We start from the raw sequence: 16,345 nt of genomic DNA on the forward strand, positions 1-16,345 counted from the left end.
GCATATCTGGTTTGTTAACGCCTACGCCTCACTCTCCATCAGCGTTCTCGAAGGTGGAGTAGATCTATGTATCTCGGAAAGACAATGATTTCAGCGGCGCTGGCCTTGGCGCTGCCCGCGATGGCCCTGGCCGAACAAGGCATTACCAAAGACAAAGTCAGCTTTGCACAGGTGGCCGCTCTGGAAGGGCCGGCGGCTGCGCTTGGCCAAGGTATGCAGTTGGGCATGCAGGCGGCATTCAACGAAGCGAATTCCGCAGGCGGTGTCCACGGACGCCAGATTGCCTTGGACAGCATGGATGACAGCTATGAGCCCGACCGTTCGGTGGCGCTGGTCAAGAAAGTCATCGAAGACAACAACCATATTGGCCTGATCGGCGCGGTTGGCACGCCTACGTCATCCGCAACGCAGCCTATTGCAACAGCGGCAAACGTTCCTTTTCTTGGCCCGTTTACCGGTGCCGGTTTTCTGCGTGATGCGAGCCACGGTAATATCCTGAACGTGCGGGCGACCTATGCCGCCGAGACAGAGGCCTGGATCGCGCATCTCGTTGATGAGCAGAACATGAAATCCATCGCACTGCTCTATCAGGACGATGGATTTGGTCGTGTTGGTCTCGCTGGTGTGACCGCAGCCTTGGAAAAGCGCGGCATGACACTGGTCGCGGAGGGCACTTATACCCGCAACACGACCGCTGTGAAAAAAGCCCTGTTGACCATCCGCAAGGCAAAACCGGATGCGGTTGTCATGGTTGGCGCATACAAGCCGGTGGCAGAGTTCATCAAACTGTCGCGCAAGCTGAAGTTCAATCCGACCTTCGTCAATATCTCCTTTGTTGGCTCTGACGCGCTCGCCAAGGAACTTGGTGATGCGGGTGAAGGTGTCATTATCAGCCAGGTCGTGCCTTTCCCGTGGGATACATCTGTTGCCGTAGTTGCGGACTATCAGGCCGCGCTCAAGGCTTTGGACCCAGCAGCCGAGCCAGGTTTTGTTTCGCTTGAAGGGTATCTGACCGGTCGGCTCGCCATTGAGGCACTGAAAGCCGCAGGTGCAGAGCTGACACGCGACAGCTTCCTTGCCGCGATGAATGGATTGGGCACCGTCGATTTTGGTGGCGTGACCATGACCTTTGGCCCCGGCGACAATCAGGGCATGGACGATGTGTTCCTGACCCGCATTACACAGGACGGTGGTTTCCAGCCGGTCGCAACCGGCGGCGAGTCCTGACTTCATCTCATGGGCCGGTGCGTTGTTTGCGCCGGCCTGTCTGAGAGCCGCCACAACCGGGGCGGCGAATGTGAACTGAAATTTACAGGTAAGATCATGACGACGCAGACTCCCACAAGTGCGCTACGCAAATGGAATCCCCTGTCCAGCATCCGCGCGAAGATGTTTTTCATCCTGCTGGCGATGGCAGGAACCACGGCGGCGCTTGGCTTTGCGGTGATCCTTGCCTTTGAACGGGTTTCATCCGAGATGACGACCCTTTCGACAGAAAAGCTGCCTCAATTGCAGTTGAGTGGACAGATGATCGGGGCCGCGAGCGAAACAAAAGACGCGATGGTCAATGTGATGATGGCAGACAACGCCGATCAATTGAGCAGTGCCACGCAGACTGTCGAGGCGGCAGTCGCGCAGCTGGAGCAGACCGTCGCACAAATGCCCGAAGCCTTGCGGTCGGAGTTTCAGCCAGATGTGGTGCAAGTCAAAACCGCGCTGGCGGAATCCGTGTCCTCGCGCAGGATTGCATTTCGCAACTCGGACGAGGTGATCAGCCTGACCGGCCAATTGCAGGAGTTGAGCGCGACGCTTCAGGGGACCTTGGCTGAAATTGCTGATGATGCGTATTTCAATCTGTCCATGGGGGGCGAAGACACCATCACATCGGTCGAGGAAACGCTGGCTGATTTGGTCGAGGTGAAGTTTGCAACCCTGCAAGCCCTGCTGGAAGCGCGCGGAGAGATCAACCTGATGTCCGGCATCGCGCTGGCGATTGGCAACAGTTCCGATCCCTCAATGCGGTCGATCCTCAGCGATCTCGCACAGGCGTCTGCGGGTCGACTGTCTGATGTGGTCGATGGGCTTGAAGCGGCAGAAGTTGTAGATACGGAAGAGCTGCGCAATGTGTCCGCAACATTATCTGATGCCGTGTCCCGTGGACGTTTCCAGTCAGAAGCACTTCGCCAAGTGGTGCTCGCTGCGCGGCTGTCAGCCGATGGGCTGCTGTCAACTGCGGTTGATGACATGGTGTTTGAGCTGACAATCGCAGCGGAGGATGCCAGCACAGGGTCAAAGGACGCAATCCAGGGCCTTTTGACCAATGAGGTCGGTTTTCTCAACACGCTGCTTGAGATCAACACATGGATCAGCAACTTCCAGACTTCTGCGCTTGCGGTCGTAACCTCGCAGGATCCGGAGCGGACGCTGGCGGCTGCCAAGCCGATGGCCCGCGCGGCAGGGGCGTTGGCGGAATACAAAGACTTTAACGATGGTGTTCTGGCAGCATCGCTTGATCAGATTGTTGCCCTGGCGCAGGCTGATAGCGGATTGTCTGCTTACCGGATTGCGTCGCTGAATGCCGATGCGGATGCCCGCAGCGCGGCCGAGGCGACAACCGCAGCGGTGCTGCAGATTGCCAACCGTGCCTCTGACCTTGGGGCTGGCAGCCAAAGCGAGATTGCCACGATGGCGGGGCAGATCGGCGCCGAGGTTGCAGAGGCGAAAGCCAATATTGAACGGCTTTTGATGGTCGCGGGGGGTCTTTTGATCGCTGCACTGATTGTGACGCATGTGCTGATCCAACGGCCCCTGAATGCTATCAGCCGCACAACGGAACGGCTGGCAAACGGCGATATGAGCCCAATCAAAGGGTTTGATCGCACCAGTGACGAGGTTTTCAGGATCGCTCAGGCTCTGACCGTATTCCGCAATGGGCTGGTGGAAAAGGACGAGCTGGCCAAAACCGCAGAAGAGGAACGCGCCTTGCATCAGGCAGAGCAGGCGGCGGCCGTCACAGCGATCGGCAATGGTCTTGCGTCCTTGGCACAGGGGGATCTGAGCGTGCGGATCAACGAGGATCTGAAAGATGGCTATGCCCAGCTCAAGGCTGATTTCAATCAGACCGCCGAGACGCTGAGCAACACGGTGGTGGAGATGGTCGATGTTGCCTCCTCCATCCGCAATGGTGCAGATGAAATCAGCCAGGCCTCTGATGATCTGTCTCGCCGGACGGAAAGCCAGGCGGCGACCCTTGAACAAACCGCAGCAGCGCTGGACGAGTTGACTGCCAGCGTGAAGTCCGCGGCAGAGGGCGCGCGCCAGGCTGAAGGGACGACGCAAAATGCCAAGACGGAGGCGGTTGAGAACGGCAATGTGGTCGGCAGCGCGGTTTCCGCCATGACCGATATCGAGGAAAGCTCAAAACACATCGCGCAGATCATTGGTGTCATCGACGATATCGCGTTCCAGACCAACCTCTTGGCGTTGAACGCCGGGGTGGAGGCGGCCCGTGCAGGCGAAGCTGGTCGTGGCTTTGCGGTGGTTGCATCCGAGGTTCGGGGTCTGTCACAGCGCACATCGGACGCTGCGATGGAGATCAAGACCCTGATCAGCGAAAGCTCGAAGAAGGTGGATCTGGGGGTTGAGCTTGTCGGCAAGGCGGGTGCGGCGCTCAATGCGATTGTCGATCAGGTCAGCGAAATCTCAAAGCAGGTGTCTGAGATTGCTGATGGTGCGGTCACCCAATCCACTGGCTTGCATGAGATCAACATCGGCATGGGCCAGCTTGACCAAGTGACGCAGCAAAATGCAGCCATGGTCGAACAATCGACCGCAGCCAGCCATATGTTGCGGGGGGACGCGACCAAACTCGCCGAGCTTGTCGCGCATTTCACAGTGACGCCCGGCACTGCAAAATCGATGGAGACCTATGGCGTAGATGGTCAGGCCGAAAGCATGGATTGGCAAATGGTCAGCTGACGCTGCACAGGATCAAACAGAACACAAACCACAAGGGCGCAGAATTTCTGCGCCCTTTGTGCTGATAGCCAAATCAATACATCCAGACCCTAGAGCCCCTGTAGCAGGGACTGCGATGGTGTGCCGGTCAAAGGCAGACCGCGGCTTTGCTGATAGGCGCGGATTGCCTTTTCGGTGTTGGGGCCGATCACCCCATCTGCACCACCGGTGTCGAAACCTCTGGCTGTGAGCCCCTTTTGCAGGGCAATCCGGTCCTGTTTGGTGAGCCCGTTTGCATCGGGTGGGAAGGGCGTGCGCAGCGGTCCGCCGCCTGCAATCCGGTCTGCAAGATGACCAACGCCGATCGCATAGGCATCAGAGTTATTGTAGCGTTTGATGGCGCGGAAGTTTCCGGTCACTGCAAAGCGCGGCCCCCCTGGTTGGGGCTGGATGACCGTGCCTGTCGCTGATGTGTCGCCAGTGATCTCGCGCCCCCACGCCTGACCGCGGGTCCAGCCATTGCGGGCAAGATAAGCGGCGGTGGATGCCAGCGCGTCGCTGGGGTCTTCTGACCAGATGTCGCGTTTTCCATCGCCGGTAAAATCCACCGCAAAGGCCTGGTAGGACGTTGGAATAAACTGCGTGTGGCCCATGGCGCCCGCCCAGCTGCCGGTCATGCGGGCGGGCGTGATATCGCCGCGCTGCAGGATGCGCAGGGCTGCGATCAGCTGCTTTTCGAAAAACGCGCCGCGACGGCCATCAAATGCCAGTGTTGAGGTTGCTGAGATAACGGGAACATCGCCTTTGCGTTCGCCAAAAAAGCTCTCAAGCCCCCAGATCGCTGCGATGATCTCGGCGTCCACGCCGTAGGCTTGCTCCAAAGCGGCCAAGGTGCTGCGGTGGCGGGCAAAGGCGGCCCGTCCTTTGCCGACCCGTTCATCTGAGGCGGCGATTGACAGATAGTCCTCCAGGCTGCGTTTGAATTCGGTTTGATTTCGGTCGCGTTTGATCACACCAGGCAAATAGCCGGTCCCGCGGAACGCAGCGTTCAATGTGTTCTGAGAGATCCCAGCCGCAAGAGCGCGTGGCTTGAATGCATCAACCCATGCGTCATAGGCCGCGTTTGGTATCGGTCTCAGATCTGCGGGAAGGCCAGTGGATTTCACCGGGCTGGTTCCCCCGGTGGGGAGACCCCCGCCGCATGCTCCCAAGCCGAGGGCCGCAAGCCCCAATCCGAAATGCCGTCGTGAAATGCTCATCTTGCCCGCCGTTTTTCCGTGCTCTTTGCCGCAACACTAGCGGATCCAGTTTGCCCTGCAAGGTGAGGCCGCCAAGAAATCACAGCCTTTGGGTTGCGCGGCGGCTTGACGCCGACGAGAGCCCAGCCAACGAAATAAAAATTCTCAAAGGTGCTGGCGAAGCGGTTTTCTGGGTCTACATAGTTGACGTTGATGCAAAAAAGCTGGCGCGCATGTGTAGGGCGCGTGTCAGGTGGATCCCATTTCTTGAGGAAAATATGTCGGAAACTGAAACAAGCACGGTCCTGTCCATCCTTCGGGAACGGTTTGACGCGATTTTGGATGGCTGGATTTCCACACAGAGCGACGAAGGTGTCCTGAGAACCGATTTGTTTTCTCACAAGGAAGGGCGTGAACAGACCTCCTCTCTGCTGCGGGCGATGATTACAGGGATTGCCGAGGGAGACACCGGCAGCCGATTTGATCTGAGCAGTGAGGCCTGGACAGAGCTGCGCACGGTTTTGGTGGATGTCACCCAAGAGCGCAGCGCCCGCGGCGTGAGCCCGAGCGATATGGCTTCGTTTGTTCTTGCGCTCAAGGGCCCGATCTTTTTTCAGCTGAAGGAGCTGCTGGCAGATCAGGCAGGCGAGCTGGTGGAAGAGATTTTCTTTATCAGCCGGGTGATCGACGCATTTGCGGTCTATTGCACCGAGGTCTTTATTGCAGAACGTGATCGCATCATCGAACAACAGCGCGATCAGATGCAGGAGCTGTCAACGCCGGTTGTTGAGTTGTGGGACAAGGTGCTGACCCTGCCGCTGATTGGTACGATGGATTCTGCCCGCGCTCAGGAGGTGATGGAAAACCTTCTGGAAACCATCCTGCAGCGTCAATCAGAGGTCGTGATCGTTGACCTTACAGGTGTCCAGACCGTTGATACGCAGGTCGCTCAGCACATGCTGAGGATGGCATCGGCTGTTAGATTGATGGGCGCGGAATGCATCATCAGCGGCATCAGCCCGACGATTGCCCAGACAATGGTGCAGCTCGGCGTCGATGTCGGCGAAGTGACCACCCGTTCGACCATCCGCACCGGTCTTGCGGATGCTTTGAACAGGGTGGGCTACGAGATTGTCCACAAGGCCAAACAGTAAGATGAGCGCGGCATCAGCAATCTACTTTGTCGAGGGTGTGCTTCTCGTTGCCATCCAAGAGGATATCTCGGACACGGATATCCTTGATCTGCAAGAGGCGTTGGCAGAGCGCATTGTGAGGGATTCAGCGCGCGCTGTCGTCATGGACATCAACGCGCTCGAAATCGTTGATACCTTTGTTGGCCGGATCCTGGCGCAGCTGGCGAGTGTTTCCAAACTTTTGGATGCGCAGACCTATGTGGTGGGCATGCGTCCGGCCGTTGCGATGACGCTGGTCGAACTTGGCATGGATCTGCCAGAGAGCAAAACCGCGCTGTCGCTCAGCCATGCGCTGCAGGACCTCAGGGGCAAACCATTGGCATGAGCGTTCCGGAAGGGGCATTGGTGAGCGTCTGCGTTCTGCTGCGGGACCGGGATGTCCTGCATGCGCGCCGCGTTGCGGGGCAGGAACTGGAGAAGTTGGGCGCGCGCTCCGTGAAAAAGACACGCTTTGTCACGGCCGTCAGTGAGATCGGCCGCAACGCTGTCATGCATGGTGGCGGAGGCGAGGCGCGCATCTACAGTCAGGTGCATCCGCCGTGTGTCACCGTGGTCTGCCGGGACAAAGGGCCGGGGATTGCTGATGTTGACGCCGCGCTTTGCGATGGATTCAGCACGGCGGGTAGCATGGGACGCGGGCTGGGGGGCGCGCGCCGCCTGTGCGATCAGATGGAAATTGAAACTACAGTAGGCAAAGGAACCTGCGTGACAATGGTGGCCCGACTATGACCCATTGGTTGCCCATAGCTGATCCAAGCGACATTTCGGCGTGCCGACGGTTGGCACGACAACTCGCCCACTCGGCGGGGTTTTCACGCGACCGAACCGAAGAAATTGTCATCGTCGTCAGTGAGGCGGCTACAAATGCGCTGCGGTATGCCCGTCGGGGCAGGTGTCTGCTGCAGATCATGCCGGGGCTGCGCGGGCCGCGGCTGGCCATGATTGTGCATGATCAGGGGCCAGGCATCGTTTCGATCGAACGGATGATGGAAGACGGCGCAAGCAGCGTGGCGTCTGCCGGGCTCGGGCTTGGGGCGATGCGGCGCCTTGCTGACCGGTTTGATATCTTTTCGGACCTTGATGAAGGCACCACGGTCGCCTGTGAATTCGTAACCAGCAGGTTGGCAGCCGACGACAAGGTTGAAATCGCGGGTCTTCTCGTCACGCATCCAAACGAACAGCGCTGCGGGGACGGATGGGGTCTTGCGCCAGCGCGGGGCGGGCAGGATCTGTCCGGTCCGAGTGATGTGATCCTGTGTGATGGCCTGGGACATGGCGCCAAGGCAGCCGATGCGACGACCGAGCTGCTGAAGAGCTTCTTTCGGGGCAGAGGGAGGGATGTTGTCCAGACCCTCACTGACGCCTCATCCGATATTGCGGGGACACGTGGCGCGGTCGCGGCCTGCCTGTCACTTGATGGCGCGGGACGTTCTGTCAACTTTGCGTCGGTTGGCAACATCTCGACGTTGCGGGCCCGCATTCAGGACACCAAACGGTTTGCCACCCGTGACGGGCGCCTGGGTGGCCTGGACGCAAAACCTTTCCATGAACAGGTTGCGCTGGAGCCAGGAGATATCGTCATCATGCATACGGACGGCATTCGCACCCTTCGGGATCTGCAGGCGAAGCCCGCGTTGCTGATGCGCTCTGCCCTGTTGATTGCCGGCAAGCTGATGGCGGAAAATTTCAGAGGTCGCGATGACGCCGGGATCGTTGTCTGCCGCATAGCCAGAGAGAACTGAGCCCATGTCGATCCATCTGATCACGATCAAGGCGGAAACCGAAAAAGACATTCAACGTCTGCGCTTTACAGCGATGGCCGTCACCAAAGCGTTGGACCTTGGAACGTTTGCACAGACACGGGCTGTCACCGCTTTGCTTGAAGCAGCACGCAATGCACAGCAACACGCAGAAAATGGCCGCGTCCGTCTTAGCCTGACACAGGAGGATGGGCGGGTTGCACTGCGTGCGATCGTGACAGACCAGGGCAGCGGGATCGAGAGCGGAGCCGCACCATCGCCCGCAGATCGGCTCGTTGTGCCGGGTCTTGGCCTTGGGCTCAAGGGATTGGGGCGACTGGCCGACCAGCATGTCATCAATACAGGGTCTGAAGGGACCGAGGTGGACATGTTGTTCAAGAGCCACACGCGGGCAGATGAGCTGGCCGAAGTTGCGGCGCGCGTTACAGATGCCATCGCGAGCATCCGCAAAAGTGATCCCCTTGCAGAGCTGGAAGAACAAAACCGCGTTCTGATCGAGGCGCTGAACGAGCGTGATCTGATGATGCGGGAGGTCCATCACCGCACTGGCAACAACCTTGCCCTGATTGGTGCCCTGATCCGGATGAGCCGAAAGGATGCTGAGCTCGAAGAAACCAAATCAGTTCTGGGAGATCTGGAACAGCGGGTGCAGTCGATCATCAAGGCCCACGAACAGCTGCAGAAATCTGCCCGTGTGGATCGGCTGCAGGCGCGACCATTTCTTGAAGATATCGCGCGCAACGCAGAGGCTGCCTTTAGTTCCGATGCGCTCAAGGTGGATGTTTGCGTGGAAGGGGAGGACCCAGAGATCTCCGCGTCCATGGCGATCGACTTGGGGTTGCTGGTTGGCGAATTGCTGACCAACGCCTTCAAACACGCATTTGTCGGGCGCTCTGAAGGGGTGGTCAGGGTACATATCCAAGAGGAGGCGGATGAAATTCGCCTGACCGTCAAGGACAATGGCCGCGGGCTGCGTCAGGAAGACGAGCGGCCAGAACGGTCTGGCTCGCTCGGCTGGCGCATGATCCGCAGCACGGTCGGGAAATACGCAGGCACGCTGGAGGTGGATGGATCAGATGGGCTCAGCGTTGCCTTTCGGCTTCCCCTTGCGGACAGTTGACCCGGCGTGTCAGTCGGCTTTGGCCAGCGCACACCAGTAAGCCACCCCCGGCGCGATGGCATCGTCGTTGAAATCATAGCCCGGATTGTGCAGCGGCATGGCATTTGCACCCTCGGTTCCGTTCCCCATCAGGATAAAGGCGCCAGGGCGATGCTGCAGGAATGCTGCAAAATCCTCGGAAAACCCGACGCGACCGTAGGCGTCGTTCACCTGACCGACCAAGCCAGCCGCCTTGATCGCGGACTGGGTTGCGTCTGGATCGTTCACCAGAGGTTCAAACGAGGTTGAATACTCAACGCGACCGCTTGCGCCCTGCGCCGCGCAGACCCCATCCACGATTGCGCGCATGCGCTCTTCGATCCGGGCAGAAACATGGGCATCAAACCCCCGACAATCACCGGTGATCTGCACATTGCTGGCAAGGATGTTTCGCGCACCGTCAGTCTGGAAGTCTGTCACTGACACCACACAGTGGTCTCGTGGTGCGACCGCGCGTGATACGATGGTCTGCAGCTGGGTGACAACTGCGGCGCCGGTCACGATGGGATCCACGCCGCGTTCGGGCATGGAGGCATGGCCGCCCTTCCCAGAAATCCTGATGTCAAAGTTGTCCTCAAAGGCACAGAAGGGCCCGGACTGCGTTGCAAACTGCCCAACCGCCATTCCGGGCATATTGTGGAGGCCAAAAACCCTGTTGATCTGAAAGCGGCTGAACAGGCCGTCGTCGATCATCGCCTTTGCGCCGGTACCGTTTTCTTCGTCCGGCTGAAAGATGAAATGGACCGTCTTGTCAAAGCCGGGATCCGCCGCCAAAGCCAATGCTGTCCCAACCAGCATGGTGCTGTGTCCGTCATGGCCACACCCATGAAAAACGCCCGCATTGGTCGAGCGGTACGGCAGGTTGGTTGCTTCCTCAATTGGGAGGGCGTCCATATCTGCGCGCAAGGCAATGCCTTCGCTTGACGGCCCGCGCTGGAGCGTTGCGACAATTCCGCTGGTGCCAATGTTGCGGGTGACGGATAATCCCGCTGCCTCAAGCACCGCTGCGATCCTGTCTGCGGTTCGATGCAGGTCAAACCCTGTTTCGGGATGCGCGTGCAAGTCGCGGCGAAACGCGACAAGATCGAGATCAGTCATCTTGCACAGCCCCTTCGGACAAGACCACCAAGGGGCGGGCGTCTGCGGGCAAGGCATGCATCTGTTCCTGCAACAAGGCTGTAAGCCCGGCAGCGCCAGACGGAGTGCTGCCAATACCAAGGTCATGCGCCTTGGCGACACCTGCAAGGGCGTCGGTGTCCGAGATAGCGATGTAGCGGTCAGCCGCTTTTGACAGGATTTCGAACGCCAGCATGGACGGCGTTTTGCAGTCCAGACGCCCCATGTTGGAGACAGGCCCCGCAACCGTCACCATTTCACCTGCCTTCGCACTTTCGCTCAGGCAGGGGGCGGCATCGGGTTCAATTACGATGATGTCCGGCTGAACCTCCCAGTTTTTCCGGATCATGTAGGCAATTGCACCGGCAAGGCCACCGACACCGGCCTGCAGGTATACATGGGTCGGCCAGCTGCCCGCCGCGGCAAAGCTGTCGCGCATTTCTTCTGCGATTGTTGTGTAACCTTCCATTACCAGGCGGGGTGGCTCAGTGTAGCCGGGCCATGATCCGTCAGCGAGGTGGATGGCGCCGCTGTCTTCGGCGTCCTTGATCGCGGCTGCGATGCTATCCTCATACGTGGCGCCAGAGCGCACGACTTCGGCCCCTTTTGCCCGCAGGCGGGACACGAAATCTTCGGGAACGGTGTCGGCCAGGTGAATGCGGCAGCCTGCGCCAAACAGCATTGCGCCGGCCGCGACCGCCATGCCGTGATTGCCGGCACTTGCGCAGACAAAGGTCACGCCAGCCGCTTTGTCACGTGCTTCGGGGCTGGTGAGATCCTGGATCGATGTCCCGCATTCGCGCACCAAGAGTTCGGCGACGGCGTAGACGCCGCCCATTGCCTTGAACGCGCCAAGTCCCATGCGTTGGGTTTCGTCCTTAACCCAGACGTCATGTGTTCCAACCTTATGAACGGAGAGCGGAGAGGGCTGATAGGCCGGGCAGGACTGCAGCATTGCGAGCGGTTTGGCGGGGTCGAGGGTGACATTGATCTGTTCCATGGCCACATTTTACCCAAGCGACTTGCAAGATGATGTGCAATTATTGCCTTGAAATGAGAAAAATTTGCAGATTTCGGGTGAGATGTGAGCGAGAAATTTGATGCATCAGATGTGACGATCCTGCGGCTTTTGCAGCGGGATGCCAGAATTGGTCTGGAGGCATTGGCGGAAGAAGCGGGATTATCTGTTGCGTCTGTTCAGCGCAGGGTCAAATCCCTGAGAGCGCGAAAGGTCATAACTGGTGATGTTGCGTTGGTTGATCCGGCGAAGGTGGGAATGCCCATGACCTTTGTCGTGATGGTCGAGTTGGAACGCGAACGACTGGACCAGATCGATGCCTTCACCCGCCGCGCGGAGGCAGAGCCGATGGTGCAACAGTGCTATTATCTTACCGGTGAGGCAGATTTCTGTCTGATCTGCACGGCGTCGGATATGGCTGCGTTTGAAGAACTGACCAAGCGCCTGTTTTTTGAGGATTCAAATGTGCGCAGGTTCAGGACGTCGGTTGTTATGGGGCGCAAGAAAATCGGGTTGGAGGTACCGATCGAAAAGAGCTGATTTTGCAGCAATTCTCCCCGCGACGGGTGTCGCGCCTGTGGTTAGGCTGGCAGGGCAGGGGACATTGGGCCGGTTGGGGAAAGAGGAATAATTATGCTCACGCGTTTGGTTTGTGTTCTGATGGTCTGCGCGGCACTTGTCAGCCCGGCTCTGGCCCAAAACCGCGCAAAGATCGAGCGCGATTTTCAGACCTGGCTTTTACAAGAGATTTGGCCTGCCGCACGCAAGGCAGGTGTGTCCCGGTCCACCTTTGACCGCTCCTTTCGCGGTGTGAGCCTGAATTGGGATCTGCCCGATCTGGTGCCGCCGGGGTCGAACCGGCAAGCGCCTCGTGCACAACGACAGGCGGAGTTCGGCGCGCCGGGTCGGTACTTTGGCCGGGGTGCGGTTAACGGAGCAAGCGCCACGGGACGACAGATGGCAAAACGCCATTCTGCTATCCTCACCCAGGTGGAAAAGCGCACAGGTGTTCCTGGACGGATTATCCTTGCGATTTGGGGCCGAGAGAGCGCCTACGGGAAAGCGGCCATTCCGCATAATGCGTTTCAGGTTCTTGGAACCAAGGCGTTCATGAGCAGACGAGCTGCGTTTTTTAGGGCAGAGTTGATTGCGGCCTTGCAGATCGCGGAAACAGGCCAAGTGCCAAACCAGAGTATGAAGAGCAGTTGGGCTGGGGCCTTGGGTCAGCCGCAATTCATGCCATCGAGTTTCCTGAAATTTGCAGCCGACGGCGACGGTGACGGGCGGGCGGATATCTGGACCTCTGAGGCGGATACGATTGCATCAATTGGCGCCTATCTTGACCATCATGGCTGGGACCGGCGCAGGGACTGGGGGTTTGAGGTGCGGTTGCCCGCGTCCGTGTCCTGCACGTTGGAAGGGCCGGATCAGGGGCGTCGTGTCCGTGACTGGGAAAAACTGGGGATCACCCGCGTTTCTGGCCGCCCCTTTCCAAACCACGAACGGCGCGGCGAGGCCTATTTGATGCTACCTGCAGGGCGCAATGGACCTGCATTTTTGGTGACGCCGAACTTTTACGTTCTAAAGGACTACAACAAGAGCGATCTCTATGCGCTGTTTGTTGGCCATGTCGGCGATCGCATTCAATTTGGTGTTGGCGATTTCGTCGCCCCTTGGGGTCGCGTCGACAAAATGCTGAGATCTGAGGTCGCGGCGCTGCAGCGCGGGTTGGAGGCCCTGGGCCATGATGTTGGCGGTGCAGACGGGCTTGCAGGTTTCAAAACCCGCCGCTCCATCGGGAGATGGCAGGAAACGCAAGGTGCCGCAGCGACCTGTTTCCCCGACAAACAGATAATGGCAAAGCTAGCCCGTTGAAAAATAGATGATTTGTCCCCGTGGGGACGGTGTGTCGTTCAGGCAATGCTGGCACTCATCTTGCGCCAGAAATCGTGAAGGGTTGGTTTGGTGTTTTCCGTCTCACGGTACAGGCGCACGGAAAGAGCTGTGACAAACTCGTCACCGCCGGCCAGAGCCAGACGGCCTTCTGCGAGTTCGGCCTCGCAGAGTTTGCGGGGGAGCCAGCCCAGACCAAAGCCCTCAAGGATCATCGCCTTGACCGAGTTTGCCAGCGCATTCTGATTTACCACCAACAGGTTGGGCGGGCTGATCTGCTGACGCAACGTGTGGTCCAGAACAGAGCGCAGCGCAGATGCGCTGCCGTAGGACAGCAGTGGGATTTGGCGTTTGGTGTCCCGGCGCAGATCAAACAGGGGCGCCCCATCAGGGCCGGTCTTTGACACTGGCACGAACTGATCCTCTGACAGGGTGAGGAAATCACACTTGCTCACTTCCAGCGGCGAAAGAAAGTCCATCGCAGGATGCCAATAGGTCAGGATAACATCGCAGTAGCGCTGTTGCAGGGCCGAGACGAACTGATCTGCGGCCCAGCTGGTCGAGTTGAGATCAACATCCAGCCCGCCCGCCTCCATTAGCGGTTCGATATGATCCCGGAAATGGGTCATGTAGAGCGACTGGCTGGAGGCAAAGCGGATCACGTTCTCGCCGGCCGCATCAATGGTCTGGCACCGTTCAATCGTTTCCGAATAGGTGCGCAGGATCAATTTGGCCTGGGACAGAAAGACCTCGCCTGCAGGGGTGAGCGAGAGAGGAAAGGTCTGGCGGTTGATCAGCTTGACCCCCACCTCGTCTTCCAGGGCGCGGATGCGCCTGGAAAACGCGGGTTGGCTGACATTGCGCTCCTCTGCCGCACGAGAAAAATTCTTGTGCGTCGTGAGCGATTCAAAGTCTCTGAGCCAGATGATGTCCAAGTTGCCTAGGTCCGTTCAGGGGTCCGGGGTGATGGGGTGGTAAAGGGTCAGCCGTTCAGCCGTCCCTCTTCCACGGCATGACACGCCACCGTGCTGCCGTCGGTCTGCAGCAGGGGGCGAGGCCGCGACTCGCGACACCTAGCATTGGCAAATGCACAGCGGGTTTGAAAGGGGCAACCCTGCGGCAGATTGATGGGCGTCGGGATTTCGCCTTGCAGCCGGATATGGCTGGGGCCTTCATCCTTCAGCTTTGGAACCGCCGACAGCAACGCCTTGGTATAAGGGTGCTTGGGATTTTCAAACAGGGTCCGGGTATCCGCCAACTCGCACAAGGTGCCAAGATACAGAACAGCCACGCGGGTGCCGAAATGCTCGACCACGCTCAGGTCGTGGGTGATGAAGAAATAGGTCAGACCGCGTTCGTCCTTGGCTTCCAGCATCAGGTTCAGCACCTGCGCCTGAATGGAAACATCCAAGGCTGAGATCGGCTCGTCCGCGATGATGAACTCCGGGTCCACTGTCAGTGCACGGGCGATGGCGATCCGCTGGCGTTGCCCGCCCGAGAATTCATGCGGGTAGCGGCTGGACCAGCTGGGATCGACCCCGACGGAGCGCATGACCTTTGCCACCTTGTCGCGCACTTCCCCCCGGTTCATTTGCGGATTGTGGTGGCGTACCGGCTCTTCCAGTGCCTGCTGGATCGTCATCCGGGGATTGAGCGACGCATATGGGTTCTGAAAGATCATCTGCATCTTCTTGCGCAGCGGCATCATGGCTGCGCGACTGCGATCGTCAATGCGGTCGCCATCGTAGTGAATTTCACCACCGGTCGGTGACAACAGGCCCGCAACCAGCCGAGCCACAGTGGATTTTCCGCAGCCGGACTCCCCCACGATGCAGAGCGCTTCGCCGCGGTCGACATTGAGCGAGACATTGTTGACGGCATGGACCGATCGCCGCTCGCGGGTCAGGCGCCCGCCACGCAGCTTCACCGTTTCCAAAAACCCCTTGTCGAGATCAAAACGTTTTTCCAGCCCCTTCAGCTCAAGCAGGGGTTTGGTCTGCTGGGATGCGGTGCTCATGCGCTGGCCTCTTCAAAGTTGGTATTCTGCAGGCGGCTGACTTCGTGACATGCGACCTCGACCTGACCATAGCGAACAATTTCCGGCAGGATTTTGCGGCAATGATCGACTGCATATTCGCAGCGCGGGCTGAAGGGGCAGCCGGTGGGGATGGCCGTCAAGGACGGCATGTTCCCCGGGATCTGTTTCAGCCGCTGTCCAGGCAGCGTCTGTTGTGGCAGCGCATTGATCAGCCCTTGGGTATAAGGGTGCTGTGGGTCATTGATGATCTCGCGCGTCGGTCCCGCCTCGATCAGGCGGCCTGCATACATCACCAATGTGCGTTCGGTCATCTGGCTGACGACGCCCAGGTCATGGGTGATGAGGATCAGACCAACCTTGTTTGATTGGCAGAGCTCCAACAACAGTTCCATGATGTCGGCCTGAATGGTCACGTCCAGAGCAGTGGTCGGCTCATCCGCGATGATCAGCTCCGGGTCGAGCAACAGCGCCATGGCGATGATGATGCGCTGGCGCATCCCGCCCGAGAGCTCGTGCGGATATTGGTTCAGCCGTTCTTCGGGAGACGGGATATAGACCTCACGCAGTTTCAGGATCGCGATCTGCTCGGCCTCTGCCTTGCTGAGCGACCGATGCGCGCGCAGGGTCTCTACCATTTGCTGGCCGATTGTCAGGACGGGGTTCAGGGTGACCATTGGATCCTGAAAGATCATGGCCATCCGATTACCCCGGATCTTGCGCATCTCCGCTTCGGAAAGCTGGGTGATGTCCTGGCCGCCGAACAGGATTTGGCCGCTGTCGATATAGCCGGGTCGGCTCAGCAGGTTCATCAGCGAAAATCCGGTGATGGATTTACCGGCGCCGGATTCCCCCACGATCCCCAGTCGTTCCCCCTTGGCGAGGTCAAAGGAGATTTGGTTCAGCGCGGTAACTGTGTTGTCCCGCATAGCGAATTTGACCGTCAGGTCACGGACGGAAAGCAACGACATCGCTC

At 58.9% G+C, this 16,345-nt stretch carries 15 protein-coding genes; 9 read left to right on the forward strand and 6 right to left on the reverse strand.

The window, feature by feature from the left end; translation table 11 throughout:
• Positions 1 to 66 precede the first annotated feature (66 nt).
• The gene (locus KUV39_RS16095) at positions 67 to 1,227 is read left to right on the forward strand and encodes an ABC transporter substrate-binding protein (protein ID WP_008563362.1); all 1,161 of its coding nucleotides are present in this window, start codon (positions 67 to 69) and stop codon (positions 1,225 to 1,227) included.
• Positions 1,228 to 1,323: 96 nt separating this feature from the next.
• On the forward strand, positions 1,324 to 3,978 hold the full coding sequence (locus tag KUV39_RS16100) for a methyl-accepting chemotaxis protein (RefSeq protein WP_222460309.1): 2,655 nt from the start codon (positions 1,324 to 1,326) through the stop codon (positions 3,976 to 3,978).
• A gap of 89 nt (positions 3,979 to 4,067) precedes the next feature.
• Here KUV39_RS16100 and KUV39_RS16105 read toward each other — a convergent pair whose 3' ends face one another.
• The gene (locus KUV39_RS16105; protein ID WP_222460310.1) at positions 4,068 to 5,216 is read right to left on the reverse strand and encodes a lytic murein transglycosylase; all 1,149 of its coding nucleotides are present in this window, start codon (positions 5,214 to 5,216) and stop codon (positions 4,068 to 4,070) included.
• Positions 5,217 to 5,473: 257 nt separating this feature from the next.
• On the opposite strand from KUV39_RS16105, the gene KUV39_RS16110 reads away from it, so the two are divergent.
• The 5 genes from KUV39_RS16110 to KUV39_RS16130 are packed head-to-tail and all read left to right on the forward strand — an operon-like array spanning position 5,474 to position 9,268.
• Positions 5,474 to 6,349, forward strand: a complete 876-nt coding sequence (locus tag KUV39_RS16110) for an STAS domain-containing protein (RefSeq protein WP_046211987.1) — start codon at positions 5,474 to 5,476, stop codon at positions 6,347 to 6,349.
• A 1-nt stretch (position 6,350) separates the two neighbouring features.
• Complete coding sequence (locus KUV39_RS16115; RefSeq protein WP_008563411.1) at positions 6,351 to 6,713, forward strand: STAS domain-containing protein; 363 nt, start codon at positions 6,351 to 6,353, stop codon at positions 6,711 to 6,713.
• Positions 6,710 to 7,117 carry an ATP-binding protein gene (locus tag KUV39_RS16120; protein WP_008563403.1) on the forward strand — a complete coding sequence of 136 codons (408 nt, stop codon included), beginning with the start codon at positions 6,710 to 6,712 and terminating at the stop codon, positions 7,115 to 7,117. The genes KUV39_RS16115 and KUV39_RS16120 overlap by 4 nt, the downstream gene beginning before the upstream one ends.
• Complete coding sequence (locus KUV39_RS16125; protein WP_222460311.1) at positions 7,114 to 8,130, forward strand: ATP-binding protein; 1,017 nt, start codon at positions 7,114 to 7,116, stop codon at positions 8,128 to 8,130. The genes KUV39_RS16120 and KUV39_RS16125 overlap by 4 nt, the downstream gene beginning before the upstream one ends.
• 4 nt (positions 8,131 to 8,134) lie before the next feature.
• A complete protein-coding gene (locus KUV39_RS16130; protein ID WP_222460312.1) occupies positions 8,135 to 9,268 on the forward strand; it encodes a sensor histidine kinase in 1,134 nt (377 codons plus the stop codon).
• A gap of 9 nt (positions 9,269 to 9,277) precedes the next feature.
• Here KUV39_RS16130 and KUV39_RS16135 read toward each other — a convergent pair whose 3' ends face one another.
• Together KUV39_RS16135 and KUV39_RS16140 are read right to left on the reverse strand one after the other, a co-directional pair.
• Positions 9,278 to 10,405: a M20 aminoacylase family protein gene (locus KUV39_RS16135; RefSeq protein ID WP_222460313.1), complete on the reverse strand. Its 1,128-nt coding sequence runs from the start codon at positions 10,403 to 10,405 to the stop codon at positions 9,278 to 9,280.
• The gene (locus KUV39_RS16140) at positions 10,398 to 11,423 is read right to left on the reverse strand and encodes a diaminopropionate ammonia-lyase (RefSeq protein WP_222460314.1); all 1,026 of its coding nucleotides are present in this window, start codon (positions 11,421 to 11,423) and stop codon (positions 10,398 to 10,400) included. The genes KUV39_RS16135 and KUV39_RS16140 overlap by 8 nt, the downstream gene beginning before the upstream one ends.
• Positions 11,424 to 11,507: 84 nt before the next feature.
• Between KUV39_RS16140 and KUV39_RS16145 the strand changes: the two genes are divergently transcribed.
• Together KUV39_RS16145 and KUV39_RS16150 are read left to right on the forward strand one after the other, a co-directional pair.
• Positions 11,508 to 11,981: an Lrp/AsnC family transcriptional regulator gene (locus KUV39_RS16145; RefSeq protein ID WP_222460315.1), complete on the forward strand. Its 474-nt coding sequence runs from the start codon at positions 11,508 to 11,510 to the stop codon at positions 11,979 to 11,981.
• 93 nt (positions 11,982 to 12,074) lie between these two features.
• Entirely contained in the window at positions 12,075 to 13,316 is a 1,242-nt protein-coding gene (locus KUV39_RS16150) for a lytic murein transglycosylase (RefSeq protein WP_222460316.1), read from the forward strand.
• A 38-nt stretch (positions 13,317 to 13,354) separates the two neighbouring features.
• Here the strand turns inward: KUV39_RS16150 and KUV39_RS16155 are convergent, their stop codons facing one another.
• The 3 genes from KUV39_RS16155 to KUV39_RS16165 are packed head-to-tail and all read right to left on the reverse strand — an operon-like array spanning position 13,355 to position 16,340.
• Entirely contained in the window at positions 13,355 to 14,269 is a 915-nt protein-coding gene (locus KUV39_RS16155) for a LysR family transcriptional regulator (protein WP_008563399.1), read from the reverse strand.
• Positions 14,270 to 14,316: 47 nt separating this feature from the next.
• On the reverse strand, positions 14,317 to 15,351 hold the full coding sequence (locus tag KUV39_RS16160; protein WP_222460317.1) for an ABC transporter ATP-binding protein: 1,035 nt from the start codon (positions 15,349 to 15,351) through the stop codon (positions 14,317 to 14,319).
• A complete protein-coding gene (locus tag KUV39_RS16165; protein WP_008563513.1) occupies positions 15,348 to 16,340 on the reverse strand; it encodes an ABC transporter ATP-binding protein in 993 nt (330 codons plus the stop codon). The genes KUV39_RS16160 and KUV39_RS16165 overlap by 4 nt, the downstream gene beginning before the upstream one ends.
• Positions 16,341 to 16,345 lie beyond the last annotated feature (5 nt).

The organism is Phaeobacter italicus (assembly GCF_019801785.1).
Taxonomy (GTDB): domain Bacteria; phylum Pseudomonadota; class Alphaproteobacteria; order Rhodobacterales; family Rhodobacteraceae; genus Phaeobacter; species Phaeobacter italicus.